Below are 20836 nucleotides of genomic sequence, written 5' to 3'. Positions count from 1 at the left end.
CCCCGATTCTCCCAAACGCGCAGGAAAACCGCGCATTCGTGCGTCTCCGCACCACCATCTAGGCCATCGATTATTACTGTCATTATGGTAGCACGCAAAAGGGCCCCGCACACAGGCGAAGCCCAAGGTAAAAGCTATGGTTTGCGATAGAAAAGGGCGGGGATGGAGTGCCGAGCAAAAGGATACGTCTTCCTCTGATCTCGGGGACTCGTTAACGCTTGCCGCCGTGACTGTTGCGCCAGATCTCGCGACCCAGCATCAGCGCCAGCACCAGCGCACTCACGTAGCCCATAAAGCCAATGACCGGGATACCAAACACAACCGGCTCGATGCGCGCGTAGTACACCACCGACGAACCGATAAACAGGCCGGCAATCACAATTGCCATCGACATGCGGTCGATAATTCCACCCAGCTGCCGCAGCGCCTTATCGCTGCTCATAATCTGCGTGTTCACCTTAAGCTGGCCGCGCGTGAGCATGCGCGAAGCCAAGCCCAGATACTCGGCCGCCTCGAGCGAACCTTTTGCCGCTCGATAGCTGCTCGCGGCAAGATCGCGCCCCATATCGCGCACGCGCGCATAGGTACTTTTCTCGTTTTTGATATGCGTCTGGATAATCTGGATCATGTTGACGTTGGGCATGTACTCGGTCAGCAAGCCCTCAAGCGTCACCATGCCGCGCGCGAACATTGTCACCACGCTCGGCAGCTCAACGTCGTTCTTGCGCGCCAAGTTTAGCAGCGAGGTCAAAAACTCGCCGATATCCAGGTCCTTAAGGTCAAGACCCGCAAAGTCGGCGACGATAAAGTCCAAGTCGGACAAAAAGGCCGAATGGTCGAGCTCTGCCGAGTCGCCGCGCGTCACGGCAAAGCGCATAAGCGAATCCTTAAGCTTGGGCACGTCGCCCTCGGCCACGGCGAAAATCATATCCTTGACGATACCGCGGTCGTGGCTCGACATGCGCCCGACCATGCCCAGGTCAATAAAGTAGACAATGCCGTCCTTGAGAATGATGTTTCCCGCATGCGGGTCGGCATGGAAAAAGCCGTCATCGAGCACCTGCGTCGAATAGTCCTCGACAATCGCCGAGCCGATCTTTTCCAGGTCATAGCCCTCGGCCACCAAGCGCTCGGGATCGGCAATCGAGATGCCGTCAATGTAGTCCATAACCACGACGTGTTCGGTGCAAAGGTCCAAGTAGGATTTGGGACACGACACGCCATGCACGCTCTTATGGAACTCATAGAAATCGTTGAGGTTTTTGGCCTCGGCCAAAAAGTTGGTCTCCTCGCGAAACGAGGCCCACAGTTCCTCGACGACGGCGTGTAAGTCAACAAACTGGTCGGTGTTGACGAACTTGGAAACGATGCGCACCACCGAGCGAATGATATCGATGTCCTGCGCCATAACCTGCTGCGCGCCGGGGCGCTGCACCTTAACGGCCACGTCCTCGCCCGTCACCAGGCGGGCACGGTGAACTTGCGCGAGCGACGCGCTTCCGAGCGGGTTGGGGTCGATCGCGTCGAACATCTGCCCCAAGCGCTGGCCGTACTCCTCTTCCAGACAGCGGAGCACTACCTCATACGGCACCGGCTCTACGTCGGAGCGCAGGCGACGCAGCTCGTCGCAAAACCGCTGCGGCAAAATCTCGGAGCGGTTGGCCAGAATCTGCCCCATCTTGACGAACATGGGGCCGAGCTCTTCGAGCAGGCGACGAAGGCGCACCGGCGTGAGGTTATCCCACACGCGGTACTTTTTGACTAGGCGAACAATCTGCCCGATGCGTTCGCGGCGGCCCGCCGGCGTGAGCTGGTATTCCTCATCCGGCGCCATCGCATCGGGCTCCTCAGGGACCATATCGACGGCGCGCGGCTTCTTGCGAGCGCCCGAGACGGCGGCCTCAACCTCATCGACAACCGCCGTCTCGTCACCCAAGGGATCTAGATTGTTGTAATCGGTGGTGGAATCTGCCATCTGCGCTGCTACTCGGCCTCTTCGGCGTCCTCTGCGTCGTCGGGCTCAACAGACTCGACGGGCACCGAGGTCACGTTGTCCTCGACCGAATCGACGATGTCGCGCACATGGGCCAGGAAGGCCGTGCGCTCGGGGGCGGTCATAACGCGGACGCGGGCCAGGATGAGCTCGTCGAGCACACGCTGTGCCGCGGTCTCGCCCTGCATGCCCAGGCGCTCGGTCAGGTCGGAGATGGTGCCACCCGCCTGCTCGAACATATCGGACACGCTGCGGGCGATATCGGGGGTGCCGGCATCCTTGCGGACCTGCTCACCCTTGGTACCGAGGTCGTCGAGAACCTTCTTGCCGCCCTCGACGGCAACGGCGGCGGCGCCGAAGCCCACGTTAATGGCACCGTTAACAAGCTGATCGAGTTTCATAACCATGGTTGGCTCCAATCATGAACAACTGCATTGGCCTTCTTGTACCCAAGATTGGGCGAACGACACAAAATCGTTTTACCGACAAGATAGGAATCGAGCGGGGCAAAGCCTTCGACGGCGTTTGCCCCGCTCGCTCGTTGCAAGGTCGTCTTTACCTTACGTTATCGTTCATCGCGAAGGAATTCTTCATGGCACAGCTCGTGGTGTAGAGTACCTTGCCCAGCAGAGCATCGGTCTCCACCCGCACGCGCTCGGCAAACTCCTCGTTGGCGCGGGCAAGCTCGGCGGGCACCTCAGCCTCAGGCAGCGCGGCTACGACAGCGTCAACGTCGTGAATCTGCTTGTGGCCCATGCCGCCGACCTTCTCCTGATAATCCTCGACCGCGCGACCGCACTCGTGGAAACGGACATCGGCCAGGGCGCCGATCAGGCGGTTGGCCCAGTAGAAGTTCTCGGACGTCACGCGAGCCTGCGTGTCGGCATAGTACTCGGGCATGGTCTCGACGTTGGCGTACAGCGGCACGAGCGCGTTAAACGAGTTGGAGCCAAAGGCCATCCACTGCACGGCGCGATAGGCCGGCTGCGCATAGGGGCGCAGCTGCAGCACGGCGAGCTGGCTGTTGCGGTTGATGCCGATGGGACGATAGGCGCCGCGCGTGGCGGGCGTACCCTTGCTGCCGTAGCAGTCGTATTCAGTGCCCTGGTAGTGGCTCGAAAGCACGTACTTGATGTCCTCGATGGTCACCTTGCGCTCGGGTACGCGGCTCCAGGGGATGTCGTCGCTCTCGGGCGTGTAGTCGGCGTCGGGACCGTCCCACACATCGCTGGGGTTGAGGCAGCGCTGCATGTACCAGGCGCGCGGCGTGTTGTAGACGTGGTCGCTGTCGCTGTGCGAGCCAAAGGCCTCGCGCGGGTTAAAGACGGCAGCCGGGCCGTCGCCCTCGACGCCCAGCGTCAGGTCCAGATGCCACTCGGCCATCCAGACGCGCAGGTCGGCGGAGCACATATGGTCGGCCTGGGCGCCCTCGGCGTCATCCAGGTCAAAGCTGTCGATGCCCAGCTGGTTGGGCATGGTCACATAGGCGTCGTCAGGCACGCGCTTGGCGATCCAGTGGTGACCGCCGATGGTCTCGAGCCACCAGATCTCGTCCACGTCGCTAAAGGCGATGCCGTTGTTCTCGTAAGTGCCGTAGCGCTCGAGCAGGTCGCCCAAGATACGCACGCCGTCGCGGGCGGACTTGGCATACGGCAGCACCAGGGTCACCATGTCCTCCTCGCCCAGGCCACCGGGCTGCGCCGGCACATAGCCGTCCTCACCCTCGTTGCCCTTGGCGGGCACGTAGTCCACGAGCGGATCGGCGCCGCGGACGCGCTCGTTGGTGGTAAGCGTCTCGGTTGCGGACATGCCAACATTGAGCTCGTTGAAACCGGCCTCGGCCCAGATACCGTGGCCCGGGACAACATCGGGGACGCTCGTATAGCGCATGGGGTTATCGGGCAGCTCAACGGTCAGGTGGCTCAGGACGCTCGTGTAGACACGCGGCTGCTCGTCGGGATGCACTACGCGCATGCGCTTGGGCTCAAATACCCCGTTGGACGAGTCCTCGTTACGCGCGACCAGGGTCGACCCGTCGTAGCTTGCGTTTTTACCGACCAGAATCGTTGTGCACGGCATGCGCATCCTCCTTGAGCGAAGAAATCAAACGGCAACAGTGTATCGCTTCGGCGCAGAAAGGGCGAAACCACGGCCTCGGCAGCCCCCGTGGTCAAAAAATGCCAAATATGAGTACTGTCACAAATTTAGTGGCAGCAAATTGCACTGTTCCGGGCGCCGGGAATCCTCACCTGTCCAAAAACTGAGTCTAGTAATTCCCCATACGTCCAATAAAATTGGCTCTTTAACGATATTACTTATCGCTAAAGAGCCAAAATGATCTCAAACATATGTGACTAACTTGGCAACAGTACTCATATTTGGCATTTTTTGACCACAGGGTATCTAACCAACCCCCTAAACAGCCTCCAAACGCCTATTTTACCGCGCGCTCAGCCGCCTCGATCACGTGCTTGGCGAGAATTGCTGTCGTCACGGCGCCCACGCCACCCGGCACGGGGGTGATTGCGCCAACAACCGGCTCCGCGGCATCAAAATCGACGTCGCCGACCAGCTTGCCAGCGGCTTCGTCCCAATTAATGCCAACATCGATAATCGCCTGGTCCTCGCGGACCGCATCTGCGCCAATCGTGCGCGCGCGTCCAACGGCGGCAACCACAATGTCGGCAGCACAGCACTCGGCGGCAAGATCGCGCGTATGCGTATGGCACGTCGTCACGGTTGCGTTGCGCGCCGTAAGCATGGCGGCAACGGGGCGGCCAATTACCAGTGAGCGTCCGACCACAGCAACCTTGGCCCCATCCAGCTCAACGCCGTAATGATCCAGCAAAGCAAGCACGGCTTCGGCTGTGCAGGGGGCAAAACCCTCGCCGCGCCCCGAAAGCGTGGTGAGCAGTGAAGCCGGCGTCATGGAGTCAACGTCCTTGGCGGGATCGAGCGCTGCGGCGACGGCGTTCTCGTCAAGGCCGGCGGGCAGCGGGCGGAACATCAGACAGCCATGAACAGCCGAATCGGTATTGATGTCCTCGACGGCCGTCAACAGCTCGTCCTGCGAAACATCGGCAGGAAGCAAAACGCGGCGAGCCTCAATGCCAACCTTCTCGCAGCGCTTGAGGGCACCGCGCTCGTAGGACAGGTCGTCCTCGCGCTCGCCCACACGAACGATGGCCAGCGTCGGTACAACACCGCGCTCGCGCAGGGCTGCACAGCGAGCAGCAAGTTCCTCGGTCAAAGCGCGAGCAACGGGAGCACCCTTCAGCAGTTCAGCCATGGCTATCCTCTCTTCCTTGCAGCGTCGGAGGCGCGGCGCGCCAGCGCATCGGCGCGCGGCAACCATGTGTCGAGCAACTCATCACACGCCGTCTCGAGCTCCTCAGCACGAACGCGATCTTTCATAGACGTGGTGTTCGCAAAGAGCGTCAAGCTCGCGCCCTGCATAGCGGCACGGCAGAACACGGCGCCGCACGCCACATCGGACAGCAGCTGACGCGAACCCTTGTCGGCCATGTCCTCGAGCAGCGCCAGCGCACGCCCGCAGGCATCCATAATGCGATACGGCGGCATAGCGGCCACATGCAGCGCATCCTGAATCGCGGTCGCTCGAGCCGGATCGTCACGCGGAATACCGTACGCCGTGGACACCTGCCCGTAGGCACGAACGTCCTCGGCGACCAGACCCACAAGTTCCTGCGCCAACTCATCCGCCTGGGCAAACGCGCGCGTCAGATCGTCTGCGCGATCGGCAAGCGCAGGATTTGTCGCCCCATAGCGAGCAACCATCCCGCAAAGCGAGGCGCCCAGTGCACCTACAAAGGCGCTCGCGCTACCGCCGCCGGGAACCGGCTCGCGTGCGGCAAGCGCCTCGGCAAACTCTCGACATGTTTTATCCATCATCTCTTGGCTCATACGCACGCACCTTCAAGTCATATACATCGGTCGGGTGGCAACCGCCGACCGACCGCATCAATCACATAATGGTGCTAAGTCTAGCCCATAAGTACATGAGCGTCAGCGCACCTGGCCATCGCGGATTTCTATGACGAACGATAGGCGTCGGCACCGCAAACATGGGACACATGGCCCACCTTTCGAGACTTCCGGACGTCAAAAACTGAGGCATATCTATAAACAAGGAACCTGTTGGGGCAACGCCCACGCACGCGCGCCCCATTAAATCAACGGGCACCTCACCCCGGGGAGGGCCGACAGCATCGGCCCTCCCCTCTTTTGCGACCGCACATATTGCCACTTGTCGGCGCAATTCCAGCCCCCAGAATGGGACACATGGCCCACCCTAGCGAGCCGTCCACGCGTACAGTAAAGGCAGGTAATCCATGGACGATTACAGATCGAGGAGGACACGACCATGAAAAAGAAGGCCTTTGCGATTCTCACCCTCTGCATCAGTCTCTTTGCCGCGGTTGCCCTGGTGGGTTGCGGCGGCAGCGGCGGCGCTACCGGCAGTGACGGTGGCGGCGGCGCAGAAAAGCCAGCCGTGGATATGAGGACCGACTTCATTTGGTTTAAGGTCGAGGTCCCCGAGGGCGTCGAGATCACCGACGTCGCAGGCGACACCGCCGACAGGGCCCAGTTTAAGTTCACCGAGAGCGAGCACGCCAGCGATCGCTTCATCCCCGTCTTCGATCCTGACAAGAACGCCGACGAGCTGTTCGACTACGAGGCAAAGTGGAATGCCAGCTTTGAGTGGACCGAGAATGACCCCGTCAAGTACAACGGCAAGACTTGGCGCAACGCTTCCTATACACACTCGGGCGGCGTAACGACCGAATACTTCACCGACGTTGACGGCGGCAGTGTGTATGTGCGTATCGACAACGTCGAGGAGCACAAGGACGCCGTCGAGACCATGATGAAGTCTCTGGAATTTGCCGACGACATCGCCGAGGCCAAGACCGAGGCCATGGACGTCAAGCTCGACGATATCGAGATCAAGCGCTAAGCGACTGGCGAGCGCAACGGGAAACACGGTCGCAGTGCAAACAAGCGACGGTACCCCAGCGCTTCGTACCCAGGGAGGGCCGGTAAACCGACCCTCCCTTTCTTATGCCTGTAGCCGACGAACGCGAGGATGCCGGACGCCGGAACCGCCCCAAATGTGGCAACAGTACGAAAACGACAAACACCCCAACACGTCCGCCCACCGATTTATTGCGCCGCGCAGACAATTAAACCAGCATCTTTAAACATCTGGGCAGTATAGTGACCAAAACTATCGCATAACCGCACTCTGCGAATGGAGAAGTTATGACCGAACACCATGCCATCAGCCGCCGAGCGTTTACGCTGGGCCTAGGGCTTGCGGCGTTGTCACCACTTGCAAGCCTGCCCGAAACCGCAGCGCCGGGCATTCCCCTGCGAGCGGCATTTGCAGACAACACACCCGCACCGTCGGACAGCCTCGACAATTTCGTCATTCGCCTTCGCCCCGCGGGCTATTTTCGTACCGCAAGCGTTAACGAAGACGGCAACGTCATCGGCAACGTCTGCCATCTGTTTAATGACGGCACGTCCAGCAAGCTCATCCTTGAGAACGTAACGACCAAGAATGACGATACAAACTGGTATGCTATCCGCACCTTGCTCAATTTCGAAGAGCATAAAAAGACGGGCTACAGCATTTGGTCGGTCGATGGCGACTCGGACAAAGACGGAAAGGTCATCCACGTATGGAGTGGCGAGCATGACGGCAAGGCCAGTCGCTCTTTTGCGTTCGAGCGTCAATCAAGCGGTACCTATATCATCCGAGACCGCACGGTCGAGAAAGAAACCGAGAAAAAAGACATTAAGTACCTGGCCATAGAAAAGGACGGCAAAGACCAGGACAACAATAAGATCTGCCATAAGAGTAAGAGCATTCCGTGGGAGCTCGAGCTTGTCGGTTACGACAAGGGCGAGATCAATACCACGGTTAGAAGTATCGACTGGATCACGTATAGCAGCTACGTCGACGGACCATGCTGGATGAAATACGTCGACGGCAACAAATACCTCGACGAGCTGAGCATCCCGGGCACGCATGATTCAAGCACCTGCAGCGTCGACAACGACACCGAGCCCCAAACCTCGCTTGCAAAGTGCCAGCAGGATTACATCCCCACGCAGTTGCTCGAAGGCATTCGCTATTTTGATATCCGACTTGGAAAGAACAACGAGAACGGCGACCCCGGCATCGACCATGGAATATGCTACCTGCTCAAAAAAGACGGGGGCTTTATACATCTCTCCGATGTCATCGGTTACTTCAAAACATTTTTGAACGAAAACCCGTCAGAAGCGCTCATCATGCTGGTGTCACGAGGCAACGACGAAGCCACCGACGACAGTGTTACGACGGCTTTCGCCAGTGTTATGGACAATAACTCCGATCTGTTCTATACGTCGAGCCATGTCCCCACACTGAACGAGGTGCGCGGAAAGATCGTCTTGTTGCGTCGATTTAAACTCGCCGGCGACAGTGTAGACGGCCACACGTGGGGCCTCGACCTCACCGAATGGGACGACAAAATCAAGACGCATTCCGGAAAGTCCATGTGCCTCGTGAAATACGAGCAAGGCTTTGAGGCTGCGGGCAATACGGGCGACAAAGAGCCCTATAGCACAGCGGTATATGCCCAAGACCATTACAACTGCACGGGGTCCAGTAAAATCGACTGGGTCGATATGGCCCTGAAGGCAGCGTCCGAGTTCGAGCGCAGCACCGTAGATATCACTGCCGCGGACGGGACAACGGTGCAGGCAACGGAGCGCTGCTGGTTTATCAACTACACGAGCTGCACGCAAAACAACCCTTTTACCGCAGCGCGAGTGGTCGACGAGCACCTGTACAAGAGCTCGTATATAAACAATAGCGGAGTTGAGAGCACAAAGGCGGACTGCCGCAAGCACATTGGCATCATTGCGTCCGACTTTGTTGATGCGGCACTGGCCCGAAGCATCTACCAGCGCAATTACGATACGCAGCACAAGCAGACGGCTTCGTGCTACCTCCCAGCCCGCATGCACATGACATATGGTGACTCGCTGAGCGACGCCTCGCTCCAGGACGGCAAGACCGTTGGCGAGGGTCATTTCCGCCTCGTCGACAGCAGCAACGTACTCAACGTGGCGGCTTCGGGAAGCGCTTTTGCCATCGAATACGTTGATGTCGATGCCTTGGGCAATGAGACCGTTATAGGGCTGCAGGGATCCGTGCCCATCGATATCGATCCGCGCGTGCTGACGCCTCATTTTGAGGGACTCGAAGGCCTTAAGGCCGGCGAGGACGTGCGCGCCAAGATTGCGGCATCACTCGAGGGCAAGCTCGAAACCGATGCCTGCACGGCCCAGCTCGAGTTTATGCACGATGCAAACGGCGCTCCGGGCACGGCAGTGGCCGAGGGTGAGGCATTTGCCGCGGGGACGTATTGGGTGCGTGCGAAAGGCCTGTTGGGCGACGCGGCGCAAAACTACACGCTTGCCACCGACGGAGCCGCAAGCTTTACCGTAGCGGCCTCGGGCAGTGCAGGCGGCGCCGGCACCGGCACTGGCGCCAACGCGGGCAGCGCGGACAAGAACGGTAAGGGCAACAAGGGCAAGAGCTCGGGCGGAAAACTCGCCGACACAGGCGACGGTTCCGGCATTGCCGCCGGGCTCGCCGCTGCCGCCGTGGCAACAACGGTTGCCGGCGCAGCAATGCTTGCCAATGACCGCGAAGACAACGAAGGTGCTAGCGAATAGGCAAGCCAGTCTTTTGGGCGCATCAACTCAATCGGGGCGTAGAATACCGTTCTGCGCCCCGATTTTCACCTTGGCCCGTACGCCGTTATCGGCTACATCACCATGTTCAGCGCGTTAACAAACTCCTGGGCCTTCGCACGACTGCTCGGGCTAAAGACGCAAGCGGTTAACAGTCGATTGCGCAGAAAAACGTCGCGGCCCTTGATCCTGTTGACCCCCGCCGTGATGTCCTTAAGGTAAACGATCTCGGTGTGCTTGCCACCAAACGTGCCCTTTTTGAGCACCTCGATACGGTTAGGCTAGATCTTGACGTCTTTAAACCTGCCCGAACCTTTGTCCTGGAACAGCAAAGTGTTGTTATCCATGCGTGTCACTCCCGCGGGGTTCGCTAAAACTGCCTCTATGGCCACATTTTAGTCACCGCAAGGCTCCCATGCGAAGGTGCCAGACAGCACAGCAATTCGTGTCCGCGCGAGGCTTTAAACTAAATGCGATAAAGATGCATTCCACAGGAGGAAAGTGGGCGATGGTGATGGGCGAACTGGCAAACCGCGGAGAATCGGCAATCGTGCCCGAAGGTTTTTATAAGCAGGTTTCCTCGATTCTCAACGCTGCTCGCGACAAGGCATATGCCGCCGTTAACTTTGCGATGGTTGAGGCATATTGGGAGATCGGCAAGAGCATTGTTGAGGAACAAGGCGGAGAAGAGCGCGCCAGGTATGGAGAGGCGCTGCTTAAAGGACTCGCGACCAGGCTTACCACAGATTTCGGCAAAGGCTTTGATACCTCAAACCTCCGCTACATGCGGCAGTTTTATTTAGCATTCCCAATTCGTGACGCACTGCGTCACGAATTGAACTGGACACATTATCGCAGACTATCTCGCATTCCCGACCCCGAAGCTCGCATTTGGTACATGAACGAATGCGCCGACTCTCGCTGGAGCACGCGTCAGCTCGAGCGCCAAATCAACACCATGTTCCGCGAGCGTCTACTTGCCAGCAAGGACAAAGAGACCGTCGCCCAGGAAATCCAAAAGAGCGTCCCGGTTCATCGCCCCGAGGATATTATCCGCGACCCATATGTGCTGGAGTTTTTAGGCTTCTCGGACGATACTGCGTTTCGTGAGAGCGATTTAGAGCAGGCACTCATCACGCATCTTCAGAGGTTTCTGTTGGAACTTGGCCGCGGCTTCGCTTTCGAGGCGCGTCAGAAGCGCATCACCTTTGATGGACGTCATTTCTATATTGACCTCGTTTTTTACAACTATCTGATGCGCTGCTTCGTGCTCATCGACCTTAAGACCGATGACCTTACGCATCAGGACCTGGGCCAGATGCAAATGTATGTGAACTACTACACGCGTGAGCTCATGAACGAAGGCGACAATCCACCCATAGGCATCGTGCTCTGCGCGGACAAAAGCGATTCGATTGTCGAGTACACGCTGCCCGAAGACAACGACCAAGTGTTTGCCGCCAAATACCTGCCGTACCTTCCAAGCAAGGAAGAGCTGGCGCGCGAGCTGAGTGCCGAGTACCGCGCCATCAACGAAGCGACTAATGGCGAAGCGCAAGGGTAGCAGCACGTTGCGACCGATGCCCCCGACGGCGTTTCATATCCCCCGACATAAGAGGAGCGCTCCATGACAGACAGACCGAAAACGACACTGCGCGACTGCATCTATGGACTTGCCGTCGGCGACGCGTTGGGCGTTCCTTACGAGTTCAGGGCCCGCGGCACGTTCGAATGCACGGACATGATCGGCTACGGCACGCATGGGCAGCCCGCCGGCACCTGGAGCGACGACACATCTATGACGCTTGCCACCTGCGACTCGATTAGGGAGCTCGGACATATCGACACCGTAGACATGCGCGACAAGTTCGTAAGCTGGATTGACCGCGGCGAGTATACGATCGACAGCGTCTTCGATTACGGCGGCACGACCGCCCGCGCACTTCGCTCCGGCAAGGGAGGCTCCGGCGAGCGCGACAACGGCAACGGCTCACTCATGCGCATCGCACCCCTGGCATTCACCGGTGCGACAGACGAAGAGATCTGCGAGGTCTCCGCGATTACGCACGCCCACAGGACGTCGACTAACGCATGCGTCATATTTGTCGAGCTGGTGAGGAGCGTGATGAACGGCGAACTTCCCTCGTGGGTGCTCCACCTGAAAGACGTGCCCGAGCACGAAATCAGGTCTGGCGGCTTCGTGCGCGACACGCTTAAAGCTGCTACCTGGTGCTTTGTGAACACCACCAGCTACGAAGACTGCGTGCTTACCGCCGTCAACCTGGGCGACGATACCGACACCACCGCAGCCGTCGCCGGCGCCCTCGCGGGCACGGCCTATGGTATGGACGCCATCCCGCAGGAGTGGATTGATGTCCTGCGCGGTAAAGAGCTGATTGAGAGTTGCCTGTTTTAGGTCGCCTCTTTAGCAGAAACGAGATAGATGTCTCCCACCGCGGCCTGTGAGGTAAAATCTTGACCGCCGCGGAATCCGCCTGCGGGCAACGCTCCGATCTCCGATTGGGGTGAAGCCTATGAACTTGTTTCTCGAAATCCTGCGCCTCTCGATGTATGTGACCGGCATCGTCCGGAACCTCTACTCGATCTGGCGGGAATATAAGCAGTAACGGATAGCGAAGGGAGTCATGAAAAGGGCCGGTTGCAGCCGGCCCTTTAGACGATAGCACCTGCGTTGCCCGCGTCTCCAAAGTTGACCGACTGAGGAGCGGGTTCCGCGGCACAACCTGATTTTACCCAGCGAAGAGGCTCTTTTGCAGTCGCTCCACCGTTTATTTACATCTACCGCCATCGGCATACAAAAGAGCCGGAGGGTTACATATAGGCAAGAAAACCTTAGCTCCTCCGGCTCAGTTTCAGCTTAGCACATTGAGGTGAACTAAGCGGCAGACGCGCATCTCGGGGATACGTAAGTAGACGCTAACAAGAGTAATAAGCGGCTTAAAGATACGGACCATCTCACAGGTACGGCACCGACGTGTTTCTCATACCGCTGCACCCAACAATCCCTCATTCGCAACAATATTCTGCCGCGACATTGAAAACTCCTGCACGGCCCGCCTAATCGAAAGAGCAGAGCCCGGCGGCTGACGCCTCGGGCTAGGGTTACCCACCGATTGAACCCGCGTTCAGCCTTTAGCGCTTAACGTATTCAAGAAGTGAATCGCAAACCACCATGTATCCGGACCCGGGAACGGAATAATAGACAACGCCATCCGCGTCCTGCCATGCGACGACGCCATCAACGCCCGTTCGCTCCAAGACATACCAAGCAGGATCAATGCCGGGGCGGTTTTCACGTTCCCTCCGCGTTGCGCCTACAACATCAAGCCTCGGCGATTTGCAGATACCCGTGAGCTCATGTCCGTTGACGCTGGCGAAGGAGCAGCCCTCGAGGTAGCTTCTATACTCCTTTGCAAAGCTCAGGCCCAGCTTAGCCTCCGCCTCGTCAATCGCGCCGGAGTCAGCCGCGCCCAAGCATCTGAAGTTCGGAAGCTCGGAAAGGCTCTGACATACGCTGCTCATCCCAACACCTCGCTATTCCAGCACCTGCGCCATGTACTCCCAGAAGGCTTTCCTCTGGGCGTCCCAGTTGTTCCCATCGGCGTGCACATCGGACTTCGTCAACTTATGCCAAATCTTCGAGTTCCCTCCAAGCCTATGCTCCTCCTGCGTAAGGATCGCCAGCGTCGATTCGACCTGCTGCCCGATATGGTGGAGTTCATAAGCCTCACCAGTGGCGGGATCGAGTGCCGCCAGGCCCTCCTTCATCCTCTCAAGGTTCGTGTGCCCCATCTCATCAGTAAAGGTGAGATCGATATCGCGAATAAGAGCTGTCTTGCCGTTGACCATCTTGGGGGTAAGCCCTGCGATTTTGATAATCTCGTACTGATCCATGTCGTTAAATTGCTTGAGGACATCGAGCGGGAGCCCAGACTCCTTCTGAATTGTCGCAACCTGGTTCATCGTCAAACCACCGGTGGTGGCGCCCCTTAAAGCTTGGGTCTTCCCGGCGCCTCCGCACAGCGCACCACCAATCGCACCCCACATGAAGCCTTCGCTGCCGCTAAAGGCCCCGGCCTTCAGAGCCTCATCCATGTCACCCGTCTCGATGCCCTTGAAGATGGCAGCAGAAGCGCCGCTGATGGCGCCGGAGGACAGCGCGACCACGGCTCCGGACTTGGCCGAGACAGCAAATATCACGCTTGCAGCAGGCGCCCCGGCGGCGCCGGTAACAGCGGATACCGTGACGCACACAAGGATGACCCCCGTGCCGACAGCGATGTTCCTCACCACCTGGTCGTAGGTGTCATCGTAGTCCTCGAATGCCTTGACAGCGGTCTGGCCGTCTTCACCGAGCGTGAAGACGTAGCGCTCACCGCCGAAGGCTTCTTCAAGATCCGCAAGCGTATAACCAAAGTAGATGTTCGACTGAGTGTTGTAGGAGAGCTCCTCAAGATATTCTTTCGAGACATAGGTTGTCTGAACGTTCTCGACGTAGTACTCGTCGGAATCAATCTTCTGGACAAGGCCAGAATATACGGCGTCCGCCACGTAGCGCTGAAGATCAGGGTCGGAAAGGGCCTCGAACTCGAGGCCTGCCGTCTGAATGGCGGCGACCTTATTCACCGATCCGGATGCTCCCACGCCAGACGACCCTCTGGACTGCTCAGTAGAGGACGCGCATCCCGGAAGCCCGGACACCACCATCACGATGACGAGCATCAGGGTAATGGCTCGCCTCATCGCCCACCACTGCCTTCCTCGCCATCGAGATCTGTATCGGGCACAGCGAGCCCAGATTCGCTGGAAGCACCGGCAGCAGCCATCTTCTTACGCCGGGCTATCAAGATGGACGCGAAGATAAGGACGGCGGCCACGGCAAACAGAGCAAGAACGGGGCCGCCCATGCCGGCGATGCCCCCGTTCTTGCCAGAACTCTCATTGGCCGCGGTATCGGTCTTTTTCGAGGCGCGCTTGAGCGTTCCATCGTCCGCGACGGTCGTTCCCTCCGCAATCTGTCGTTGAGCCTCGGCAAGTGTCATGTTGTTGGCGACCGAAGCCTTCATGGCATCGTTGGTACCCACATAGATTCTCTTGGTCGTGGCCTCCTCACCCGTATTGGGGTTCTTCACGGTCACCGTGTAAATGCCCTCGTCTTCGAACACCGCACCGTCGGTCGCCGTCTTGTTGAAGCGCACGTCCTCGGTAAGGCCATCGCCGGTGCTGTCGAGAACCTCCCTCTTCACACTCACGTCAAGATAGTGTGACCCAGCCATGTCAATCCGGAAGCCACTCGAGGTGACTGAGCCGTTGAACAACTCGTCATTCGTCGCAGTGTCGAAGAGGAACATCATGGTGTTGCTGTTGCGCACCTTGAACTTGAAGAAGATGCGATAGTTGTTGTAAGCCGGCCTGAACGGCAGGAGGCCTGGCGACTCGATCTCGTAGTCGAGAGCCACCTCGTAATCGCCCTCCTCATACATGTCGATATGGGTGTTGGCGCCGACTTCTATGCTCGAAAGGTATTCAGTGCTGACGGTGGGCTCGGTTGAGGCGTTCTGGTAATCGGTATGCTTGGTTATGAGGGTACCGTGACCGAAATCAGTCTTGGGAATGCCGAAATACTCGTCGTACCCGTTTTCGTCGCCGGAGATTTTTCTTTTATTGTCCCCGTTCAGGGAATCGATATTCTGATTGAGCTGAAAGCTGAGCTCAACCTGATCGCCACTGTTTTTAAGAAACACAGGAACATCGTCGCCCGCTCTGCTCGTGAAGCCGCTGACGACGAACCTGCCGAGCTTCCATCCGAAGTGGGGGTCGCCCTCTTTGATGCTATTGGATTCCGAATAGCCATTGTCCAGGCCCGTGTTAACAACCTTGTCATAGTAGTACTTGTTGTCCTTGGAACCGTTGCTGCTTGAATCATCCGCCAGTGTGATTGTGGGCAATGCAACCGATAGAGCAGCGACGGCGCACAGCACAGCAAGCAACGCACGTTTTATTCTCATTCAAGCGCTCCTAGCACCCGTTTCGACAATAAATGTCATTATACAGAACGCTACTAACGCATCGAAAGGGTGAGGGAGACGGCGGCCGAATAATACCGAGCCCCTGATTACCAACTAGACCGACACTGCCCCAAACACAAATCAATAAATCAGACGCGTAAAATGGGACCGAGCGATTACGACGCGATAATCGAAACGATGAGGTCTTATAAAGGAGCCGCGGCATCAAATGGGAAAAGCTGTAGACTATGACTCCTTTGGGGTCGACGACCGACCTGATAGGCTCTCCAACGTTCCCGATGAGGCTCTCGAGGCTCTGCTCGAGGAAGAGCGAGAAAAACCCGCCGAAAACGTGGGAAGAGGCATGGAAGCGCAGTATCGACTGGGAAATCGAGCACGGCGTCAGGAGCGTCAATGGCTAGGAACGACCACCGCGCTATCGTCTGCCGCATACTCCCAAAACGATGATATGCTGAACCAGCTGAAAAGGAGCTGAGATGTACATCTACCTCAGCAAGGAGGACAGCGCGAAGCTGGACCGCCTTATGCGTGAGTATGAGCAGACCTTCCATGAGAGGTGCTACGCCTACTGCATGAGCGACCCTATCGCCGAAATAGAGAAGTGTTTGAAGACCGGTAAGCCATCCAAGATTAAGCCCGAGCCCGGAGCGGTCTACTAGAGCAGCTTCAGAGTCCCTCTTATTTTGATGCCGCCACCGTGGGCAGACAATTTTAGAAGACCTCGACAAGCATAATATTGCTCAACGCTAACGCTCCGAGCGAGGGCATTTAATGAAGTGCCCGGCACTTCCACGCAGCGCAAAAACGGGGGCAGTTCGCACTCCCGCGAGCTGCCCCCGTAACCTCGGCTTTCGCGTCGCAGTGCCAACCGGCACCGCTCCCCTACTTTCCAAAGATCGCAGCGAACAATCCTTTGCGCTTGGGCTTTTCCTCTCGGTAGGAGCCCTCGACTGCGGCTGCCACCTGGCGCGGTTGCTCGCCGCCTCCGCGGCGGACGATCTGGTATAGGAACGGCGATTTGACGTATTTGACCTCGATGGGCGTGGCGTGCACGGTGCTTTCACTCGACAGCATCACACTTGGATTGAGCGGCGCCACGATATGCGTCTCGCGCTTGTCGCTAAACACCACCGCGGCTGCGCGGCCCGTCTGACCGTTCACGGCAATTCGCACCTGCTCGCCATCACGATCATCCGACGCCGGGCGATCGACAAAGTAGACCGGCACCATCACCAGACCGTCCTTATGCTTGCGAGCCTTGCGCGCCCACGTGCGGATGCTCTTTTTATTGAGCCCCAGGGTCGCCTCGGCATCGTTGCCCGCAACGTCGAGCGCCAGCTTGTCAATGACCACCTGGTCCTTGGTGGACGCATCGACGGAGACGACGCGGAAGTCGCCTTCCTGCATGGCAGGATCGAACGGCCCCACCTTGGCAAAGTCCCACGGCTCCAAAATGCCCATAAGGCGAACGTCCAGGTAGTTGGCCCTGGGGTATGCCCAATCGAGCACCTCGTAGTACACCAGGGTCTCTTTGCTCAGGCCCTTGCCCGGGAAGGACGCCATCATACGCAGGTCCGCCAGCGCCATGGGGAAATAGAAGAGCATCATGTCGTTTTGAATCGCATCTTCTACATCGTGTCCGGCAAACGCGTCCGGATACTGGCGCACCAGTTGCAGCGCGTTGGCACGCGCCTGCTGTGGGGAAATCTCACACGGAATGCCCTGCTCTGGCACATACTCGGCACCCACGCCCATGGTCAGGCGCTTGCTAAACGTGCCGGGTTTGAGCAAGTCGGCCACACCAATCTTGTTGCCGCACGACGGGCATTCAAATACACGCTGGGTGGACTCGCCCTCAAAGGACGCGCCGCAGAAGGGGCAGGGAATGCTCACGTGTGTGGCCTCTTGGAACTCCTGCGCGGTACCGCGGTCCTCCCACAGCAGATGCTCAAGAACCGACTGATTGCGCCAGTGCGAATTGAAGAAATACCAGTCCGGGTCCTCCGGGCGCTCGAGCTGCGAGACATGCGTGAGCTTGAGCAGCCCGTCCACCACCGTCAGCGGCGTATGGCGAATGCCCAGGGCGCTCTTGGGCTCCCCCGCATCGGCCTCCCACGGAATGACTGTTCCGCAATAGGCACACTCAAAGCTGCGCTTTGCCTGGTGCGAGTACATAGGACCGCCGCAGTTTTGGCATTTAATGGCAAACATCTCGTCCATGGAAACGTCTTCCTTTGCACAGGGACTGTCGACATTAAGTATGTCGAGCAAACAGACGCATGCCCATACCCATGTGGCCCAAAATTGGACGCTAGGACAAACGTTTAGGGGCGGCAGCGAAAATCCGCCGGCAGCCCGCCCCACGTCACTCGTTAGCGCAGGTAGACCATTACTGCATTTTCTGAACATTGGCACGCAATGCGACCGCTCGAGCTACACTATCCCCTTAACCATGATTGTGAGGAAGACCGTTATGCTATTTGTAAATCAGCTGGTACATACGCTTGTTCCCGGCAGCGAAAGCGAGCCGGTCGATACCTCCTGCCGCACCAATGCTGGTTTTGCCGCAAGCCTCATCTGCATCGGCCTCAACATCACCCTGTGCCTGGCCAAGGGCATCGCGGGCTTGCTCGCCGGTTCCGTGTCGCTTGTCGCCGACGCCTTCAACAACCTCTCCGATGCCTCGAGCAACATCGTGAGCCTGCTCGGGTTCCGGCTTGCCAGTCGCCCGGCCGATGAAGGTCACCCTTATGGCCATGGTCGCTACGAATACCTCGCCGGCCTGTTTGTCGCCGTCCTCGTTTGCGCCGTCGGCATCAACCTGGTGCTCGAATCCATCACCAAAATCATCAAGCCCTCTCCCACCGCCTACACGTTCATTTCCGTTGCGGCGCTGGTCGCGTCCATGCTCGTCAAGTTCTGGATGGCCGCGTTCAACCGCGCGCTGGGCGACCGTATTGATTCCGAGACGCTCATCGCCACGGCGCAGGATTCCAAAAACGATGTCATCACCTCGGGCTCGGTCTTGGCGGCGGCGCTCATCTCACAGACAACCGGCTTCGACCTCGACGGCTGGGCCGGCCTGGGCGTGGGCATTTTTATCTGCGTCAGTGGCATGGGCCTGGTGCGCGATGCCATCAGCCCGCTGCTGGGACAGGCGCCCGACCCCAAGCTGGTGCAGGAGATTCGCGACAAAATCATGTCCTATCCGCAAGTGCTAGGCACCCACGACCTCATGGTGCACGACTACGGCCCCGGTCGCCAGTTTGCCAGCGCACACGTGGAGATGCCCGGCGAGAGCGATGCGTTTGAGCACCACGAGATTCTGGACACCATCGAGCACGATATCAAGCATCAAATGGGCATCGATATTACGCTGCACTGCGACCCCATCGCGACAACCGGCGACGACCTGCGCGGCTGGGTCAAGCGCGGCATCATGCAGATCGACCCCGCACTTTCCATCCACGACCTGCACGAGCACGACGGCTTCGTCTCGTTTGACCTGGTGCGCCCCGACGGTTTTGACATATCCGACGAGGAGCTGCTGGAACTCGTCACGCGCATCGTGCACGAGCGCCGGCCCGACGCCTCGTGCGTCGTCACGTTTGACTCGGGTTTTAGCTCGCCCGAGCGCCCGGCCGAGCAACTGTAATCGACGGCAAAACGGGACGCAGGACCGCCGACCAGCGCGCACATGCGCCCGGTCACGCGACACTGCGTCCCGTTTTTGTTTGCACCGCTAAGGCTCTAGCAGCTCAGCCGCTAGTTCCCCTGTGCGCCCGAAATGCCGTTTTGCAGCGCGTTCCAGGCATCCGTCGCCATGTCGCCCAGGTTCTGCGCGGTGTCGCCGAGGTTTTGGGCCGTATCGCCCAGCTCTTGGGCCTTGTCTCCCAGCTCCTGGGCCTTGTTGCTCAGGTCTTCCAGCGTATTAGAGCTCGAACTGTCCGTACCGCTCTGATCGCCGGACACATTGCCCGACGAACTGTCCTTGCGCGTAAGCTGAACCTCCAGGTTACCGTTGTCGTTATAGTAGGCAGACGTTACGACCCAATTGGCATCGACAACGGGCGTCGAGCCATCCTCGGTCAGAATCACGGCGTTCGAAAGGTCGGCCCCGCGCGACTTGAGGAGCTTCTTGGCGTTAGACCAGTACTGTCCCGGGATATCACTCAGGTCCACAGCGCCGGACTGGGTAGCCTCGGTCTGCTCTGCCGTCGTATCGGTTGAAGCGCCTCGTTTATTGAGCATGCCCGACACGATGGCAAACACAACCGATAAGGCAAAGAAGATCGCCAGTACGATGAGAATCTTCTTAATAACGCTCGACGAACGCGAGGGCTTCTCCCCCTCGTCCTCGCCATACTGCGGAATCGATTTGGGATACTCGCGATAGGGCTGGCGCGCACGCGAATCGCGCGAGTCATAACGAGGCTGGGCCTGTGCCGTACGCGGCATATACGTCGTCTGCTGAGGCTGCGGAATGGAATTTTGCGACAAATCGCTGTAAGGGTCCGGCGCGGAACTGGCATAGGGGTCCTGCGGCGCGTAATCAAACGGGTCTGGTGCCACGTTGCCGTAGGGGCTTTGCGAAGGGACAGCGTAAGGGTCCGGCGCCGCGTTGCCATAACCCATAACTCGCGTGGGCTCGGCCGTGGCCTGGGTCGCGTCGGGCGCGACGTAGCCGGGATTTGCCACAACGCGGGTCGCATCGGCGCTATTACCCGCCTGCGCGGAGCCGTAGCCACCCATTACGGTCGTCTTATCCTGGTCCATGCAACGTTTCCTTTCCGTCGCCTGCAAGCATCGAGTTATCCATGCATTCTACCCGCGCAAAAGCCTATGATGGGCAGTGCCCGCCGGTATCTACAAGACATGCGCGGTCCTCGGGATAAAAAGCCCCGCCGGGCCTTGGTGTGAACCGCGCCCCAAATCTTGGACGCCCTAAATAGCGACTAGGCCGCAAGGGCCTGATTCCGGTACTCCTCCGGGGTCAGGCCCTTCAATCTTACCTGCCTCC

General features: G+C 58.6%; 17 protein-coding genes. 6 read left to right on the top strand and 11 right to left on the bottom strand.

Going from position 1 to position 20836, the window contains the following annotated elements; translation table 11 throughout:
• Positions 1 to 211: 211 nt before the first annotated feature.
• From KSY82_RS08450 to KSY82_RS08430, 5 genes are all read right to left on the bottom strand, one after another.
• Positions 212 to 1975: an ABC1 kinase family protein gene (locus KSY82_RS08450; protein ID WP_217750908.1), complete on the bottom strand. Its 1764-nt coding sequence runs from the start codon at positions 1973 to 1975 to the stop codon at positions 212 to 214.
• 8 nt (positions 1976 to 1983) lie between these two features.
• On the bottom strand, positions 1984 to 2400 hold the full coding sequence (locus tag KSY82_RS08445) for a hypothetical protein (RefSeq protein ID WP_117637319.1): 417 nt from the start codon (positions 2398 to 2400) through the stop codon (positions 1984 to 1986).
• A gap of 148 nt (positions 2401 to 2548) precedes the next feature.
• Positions 2549 to 4072 carry a C69 family dipeptidase gene (locus tag KSY82_RS08440; protein WP_217750907.1) on the bottom strand — a complete coding sequence of 508 codons (1524 nt, stop codon included), beginning with the start codon at positions 4070 to 4072 and terminating at the stop codon, positions 2549 to 2551.
• 355 nt (positions 4073 to 4427) lie between these two features.
• Positions 4428 to 5282: a bifunctional 5,10-methylenetetrahydrofolate dehydrogenase/5,10-methenyltetrahydrofolate cyclohydrolase gene (locus tag KSY82_RS08435; RefSeq protein ID WP_217750906.1), complete on the bottom strand. Its 855-nt coding sequence runs from the start codon at positions 5280 to 5282 to the stop codon at positions 4428 to 4430.
• 2 nt (positions 5283 to 5284) lie between these two features.
• Complete coding sequence (locus KSY82_RS08430) at positions 5285 to 5917, bottom strand: cyclodeaminase/cyclohydrolase family protein (protein ID WP_117746351.1); 633 nt, start codon at positions 5915 to 5917, stop codon at positions 5285 to 5287.
• A 460-nt stretch (positions 5918 to 6377) separates the two neighbouring features.
• Here KSY82_RS08430 and KSY82_RS08425 point away from each other — a divergent pair, with 460 nt between their 5' ends.
• The 4 genes from KSY82_RS08425 (at position 6378) to KSY82_RS08410 (ending at position 12182) form a co-directional block, all read left to right on the top strand.
• Positions 6378 to 6971 (top strand): hypothetical protein, encoded by a 594-nt coding sequence (locus tag KSY82_RS08425; RefSeq protein ID WP_217750905.1) that lies wholly within the window; start codon positions 6378 to 6380, stop codon positions 6969 to 6971.
• Positions 6972 to 7276: 305 nt separating this feature from the next.
• Complete coding sequence (locus KSY82_RS08420) at positions 7277 to 9748, top strand: phosphatidylinositol-specific phospholipase C (protein WP_217750904.1); 2472 nt, start codon at positions 7277 to 7279, stop codon at positions 9746 to 9748.
• A gap of 532 nt (positions 9749 to 10280) precedes the next feature.
• The gene (locus KSY82_RS08415) at positions 10281 to 11330 is read left to right on the top strand and encodes a PDDEXK nuclease domain-containing protein (RefSeq protein ID WP_217750903.1); all 1050 of its coding nucleotides are present in this window, start codon (positions 10281 to 10283) and stop codon (positions 11328 to 11330) included.
• A 63-nt stretch (positions 11331 to 11393) separates the two neighbouring features.
• On the top strand, positions 11394 to 12182 hold the full coding sequence (locus KSY82_RS08410) for an ADP-ribosylglycohydrolase family protein (protein WP_217750902.1): 789 nt from the start codon (positions 11394 to 11396) through the stop codon (positions 12180 to 12182).
• A 737-nt stretch (positions 12183 to 12919) separates the two neighbouring features.
• Here KSY82_RS08410 and KSY82_RS08405 read toward each other — a convergent pair.
• From KSY82_RS08405 to KSY82_RS08395, 3 genes are all read right to left on the bottom strand, one after another.
• Complete coding sequence (locus KSY82_RS08405; protein WP_217750901.1) at positions 12920 to 13309, bottom strand: SMI1/KNR4 family protein; 390 nt, start codon at positions 13307 to 13309, stop codon at positions 12920 to 12922.
• Positions 13310 to 13321: 12 nt separating this feature from the next.
• Positions 13322 to 14413 carry an HNH/ENDO VII family nuclease gene (locus KSY82_RS10590; protein WP_217752380.1) on the bottom strand — a complete coding sequence of 364 codons (1092 nt, stop codon included), beginning with the start codon at positions 14411 to 14413 and terminating at the stop codon, positions 13322 to 13324.
• Between the two features lie 113 nt (positions 14414 to 14526).
• The gene (locus KSY82_RS08395; RefSeq protein WP_217750899.1) at positions 14527 to 15795 is read right to left on the bottom strand and encodes a hypothetical protein; all 1269 of its coding nucleotides are present in this window, start codon (positions 15793 to 15795) and stop codon (positions 14527 to 14529) included.
• Positions 15796 to 16292: 497 nt separating this feature from the next.
• Between KSY82_RS08395 and KSY82_RS08390 the strand changes: the two genes are divergently transcribed.
• On the top strand, positions 16293 to 16475 hold the full coding sequence (locus tag KSY82_RS08390) for a hypothetical protein (protein WP_217750898.1): 183 nt from the start codon (positions 16293 to 16295) through the stop codon (positions 16473 to 16475).
• 223 nt (positions 16476 to 16698) lie between these two features.
• Here the strand turns inward: KSY82_RS08390 and KSY82_RS08385 are convergent, their stop codons facing one another.
• Positions 16699 to 18036, bottom strand: coding sequence for a TFIIB-type zinc ribbon-containing protein (locus KSY82_RS08385; protein ID WP_217750897.1), 1338 nt, complete (start codon positions 18034 to 18036; stop codon positions 16699 to 16701).
• Between the two features lie 253 nt (positions 18037 to 18289).
• Between KSY82_RS08385 and KSY82_RS08380 the strand changes: the two genes are divergently transcribed.
• A complete protein-coding gene (locus KSY82_RS08380) occupies positions 18290 to 19471 on the top strand; it encodes a cation diffusion facilitator family transporter (protein WP_217750896.1) in 1182 nt (393 codons plus the stop codon).
• A gap of 110 nt (positions 19472 to 19581) precedes the next feature.
• Here KSY82_RS08380 and KSY82_RS08375 read toward each other — a convergent pair whose 3' ends face one another.
• Together KSY82_RS08375 and KSY82_RS10585 are read right to left on the bottom strand one after the other, a co-directional pair.
• Positions 19582 to 20592: a hypothetical protein gene (locus tag KSY82_RS08375; protein WP_217750895.1), complete on the bottom strand. Its 1011-nt coding sequence runs from the start codon at positions 20590 to 20592 to the stop codon at positions 19582 to 19584.
• Between the two features lie 179 nt (positions 20593 to 20771).
• Positions 20772 to 20836: IS3 family transposase (locus KSY82_RS10585; RefSeq protein ID WP_368042025.1), on the bottom strand; the 65-nt coding region annotated here is incomplete at its 5' end.

The sequence above is a fragment of the Collinsella aerofaciens genome, from assembly GCF_019131995.1.
Taxonomy (GTDB): domain Bacteria; phylum Actinomycetota; class Coriobacteriia; order Coriobacteriales; family Coriobacteriaceae; genus Collinsella; species Collinsella aerofaciens_S.
The sequence above is the reverse complement of the archived record's forward strand: the minus strand, read 5'-3'. Positions and strand labels throughout refer to the sequence as shown.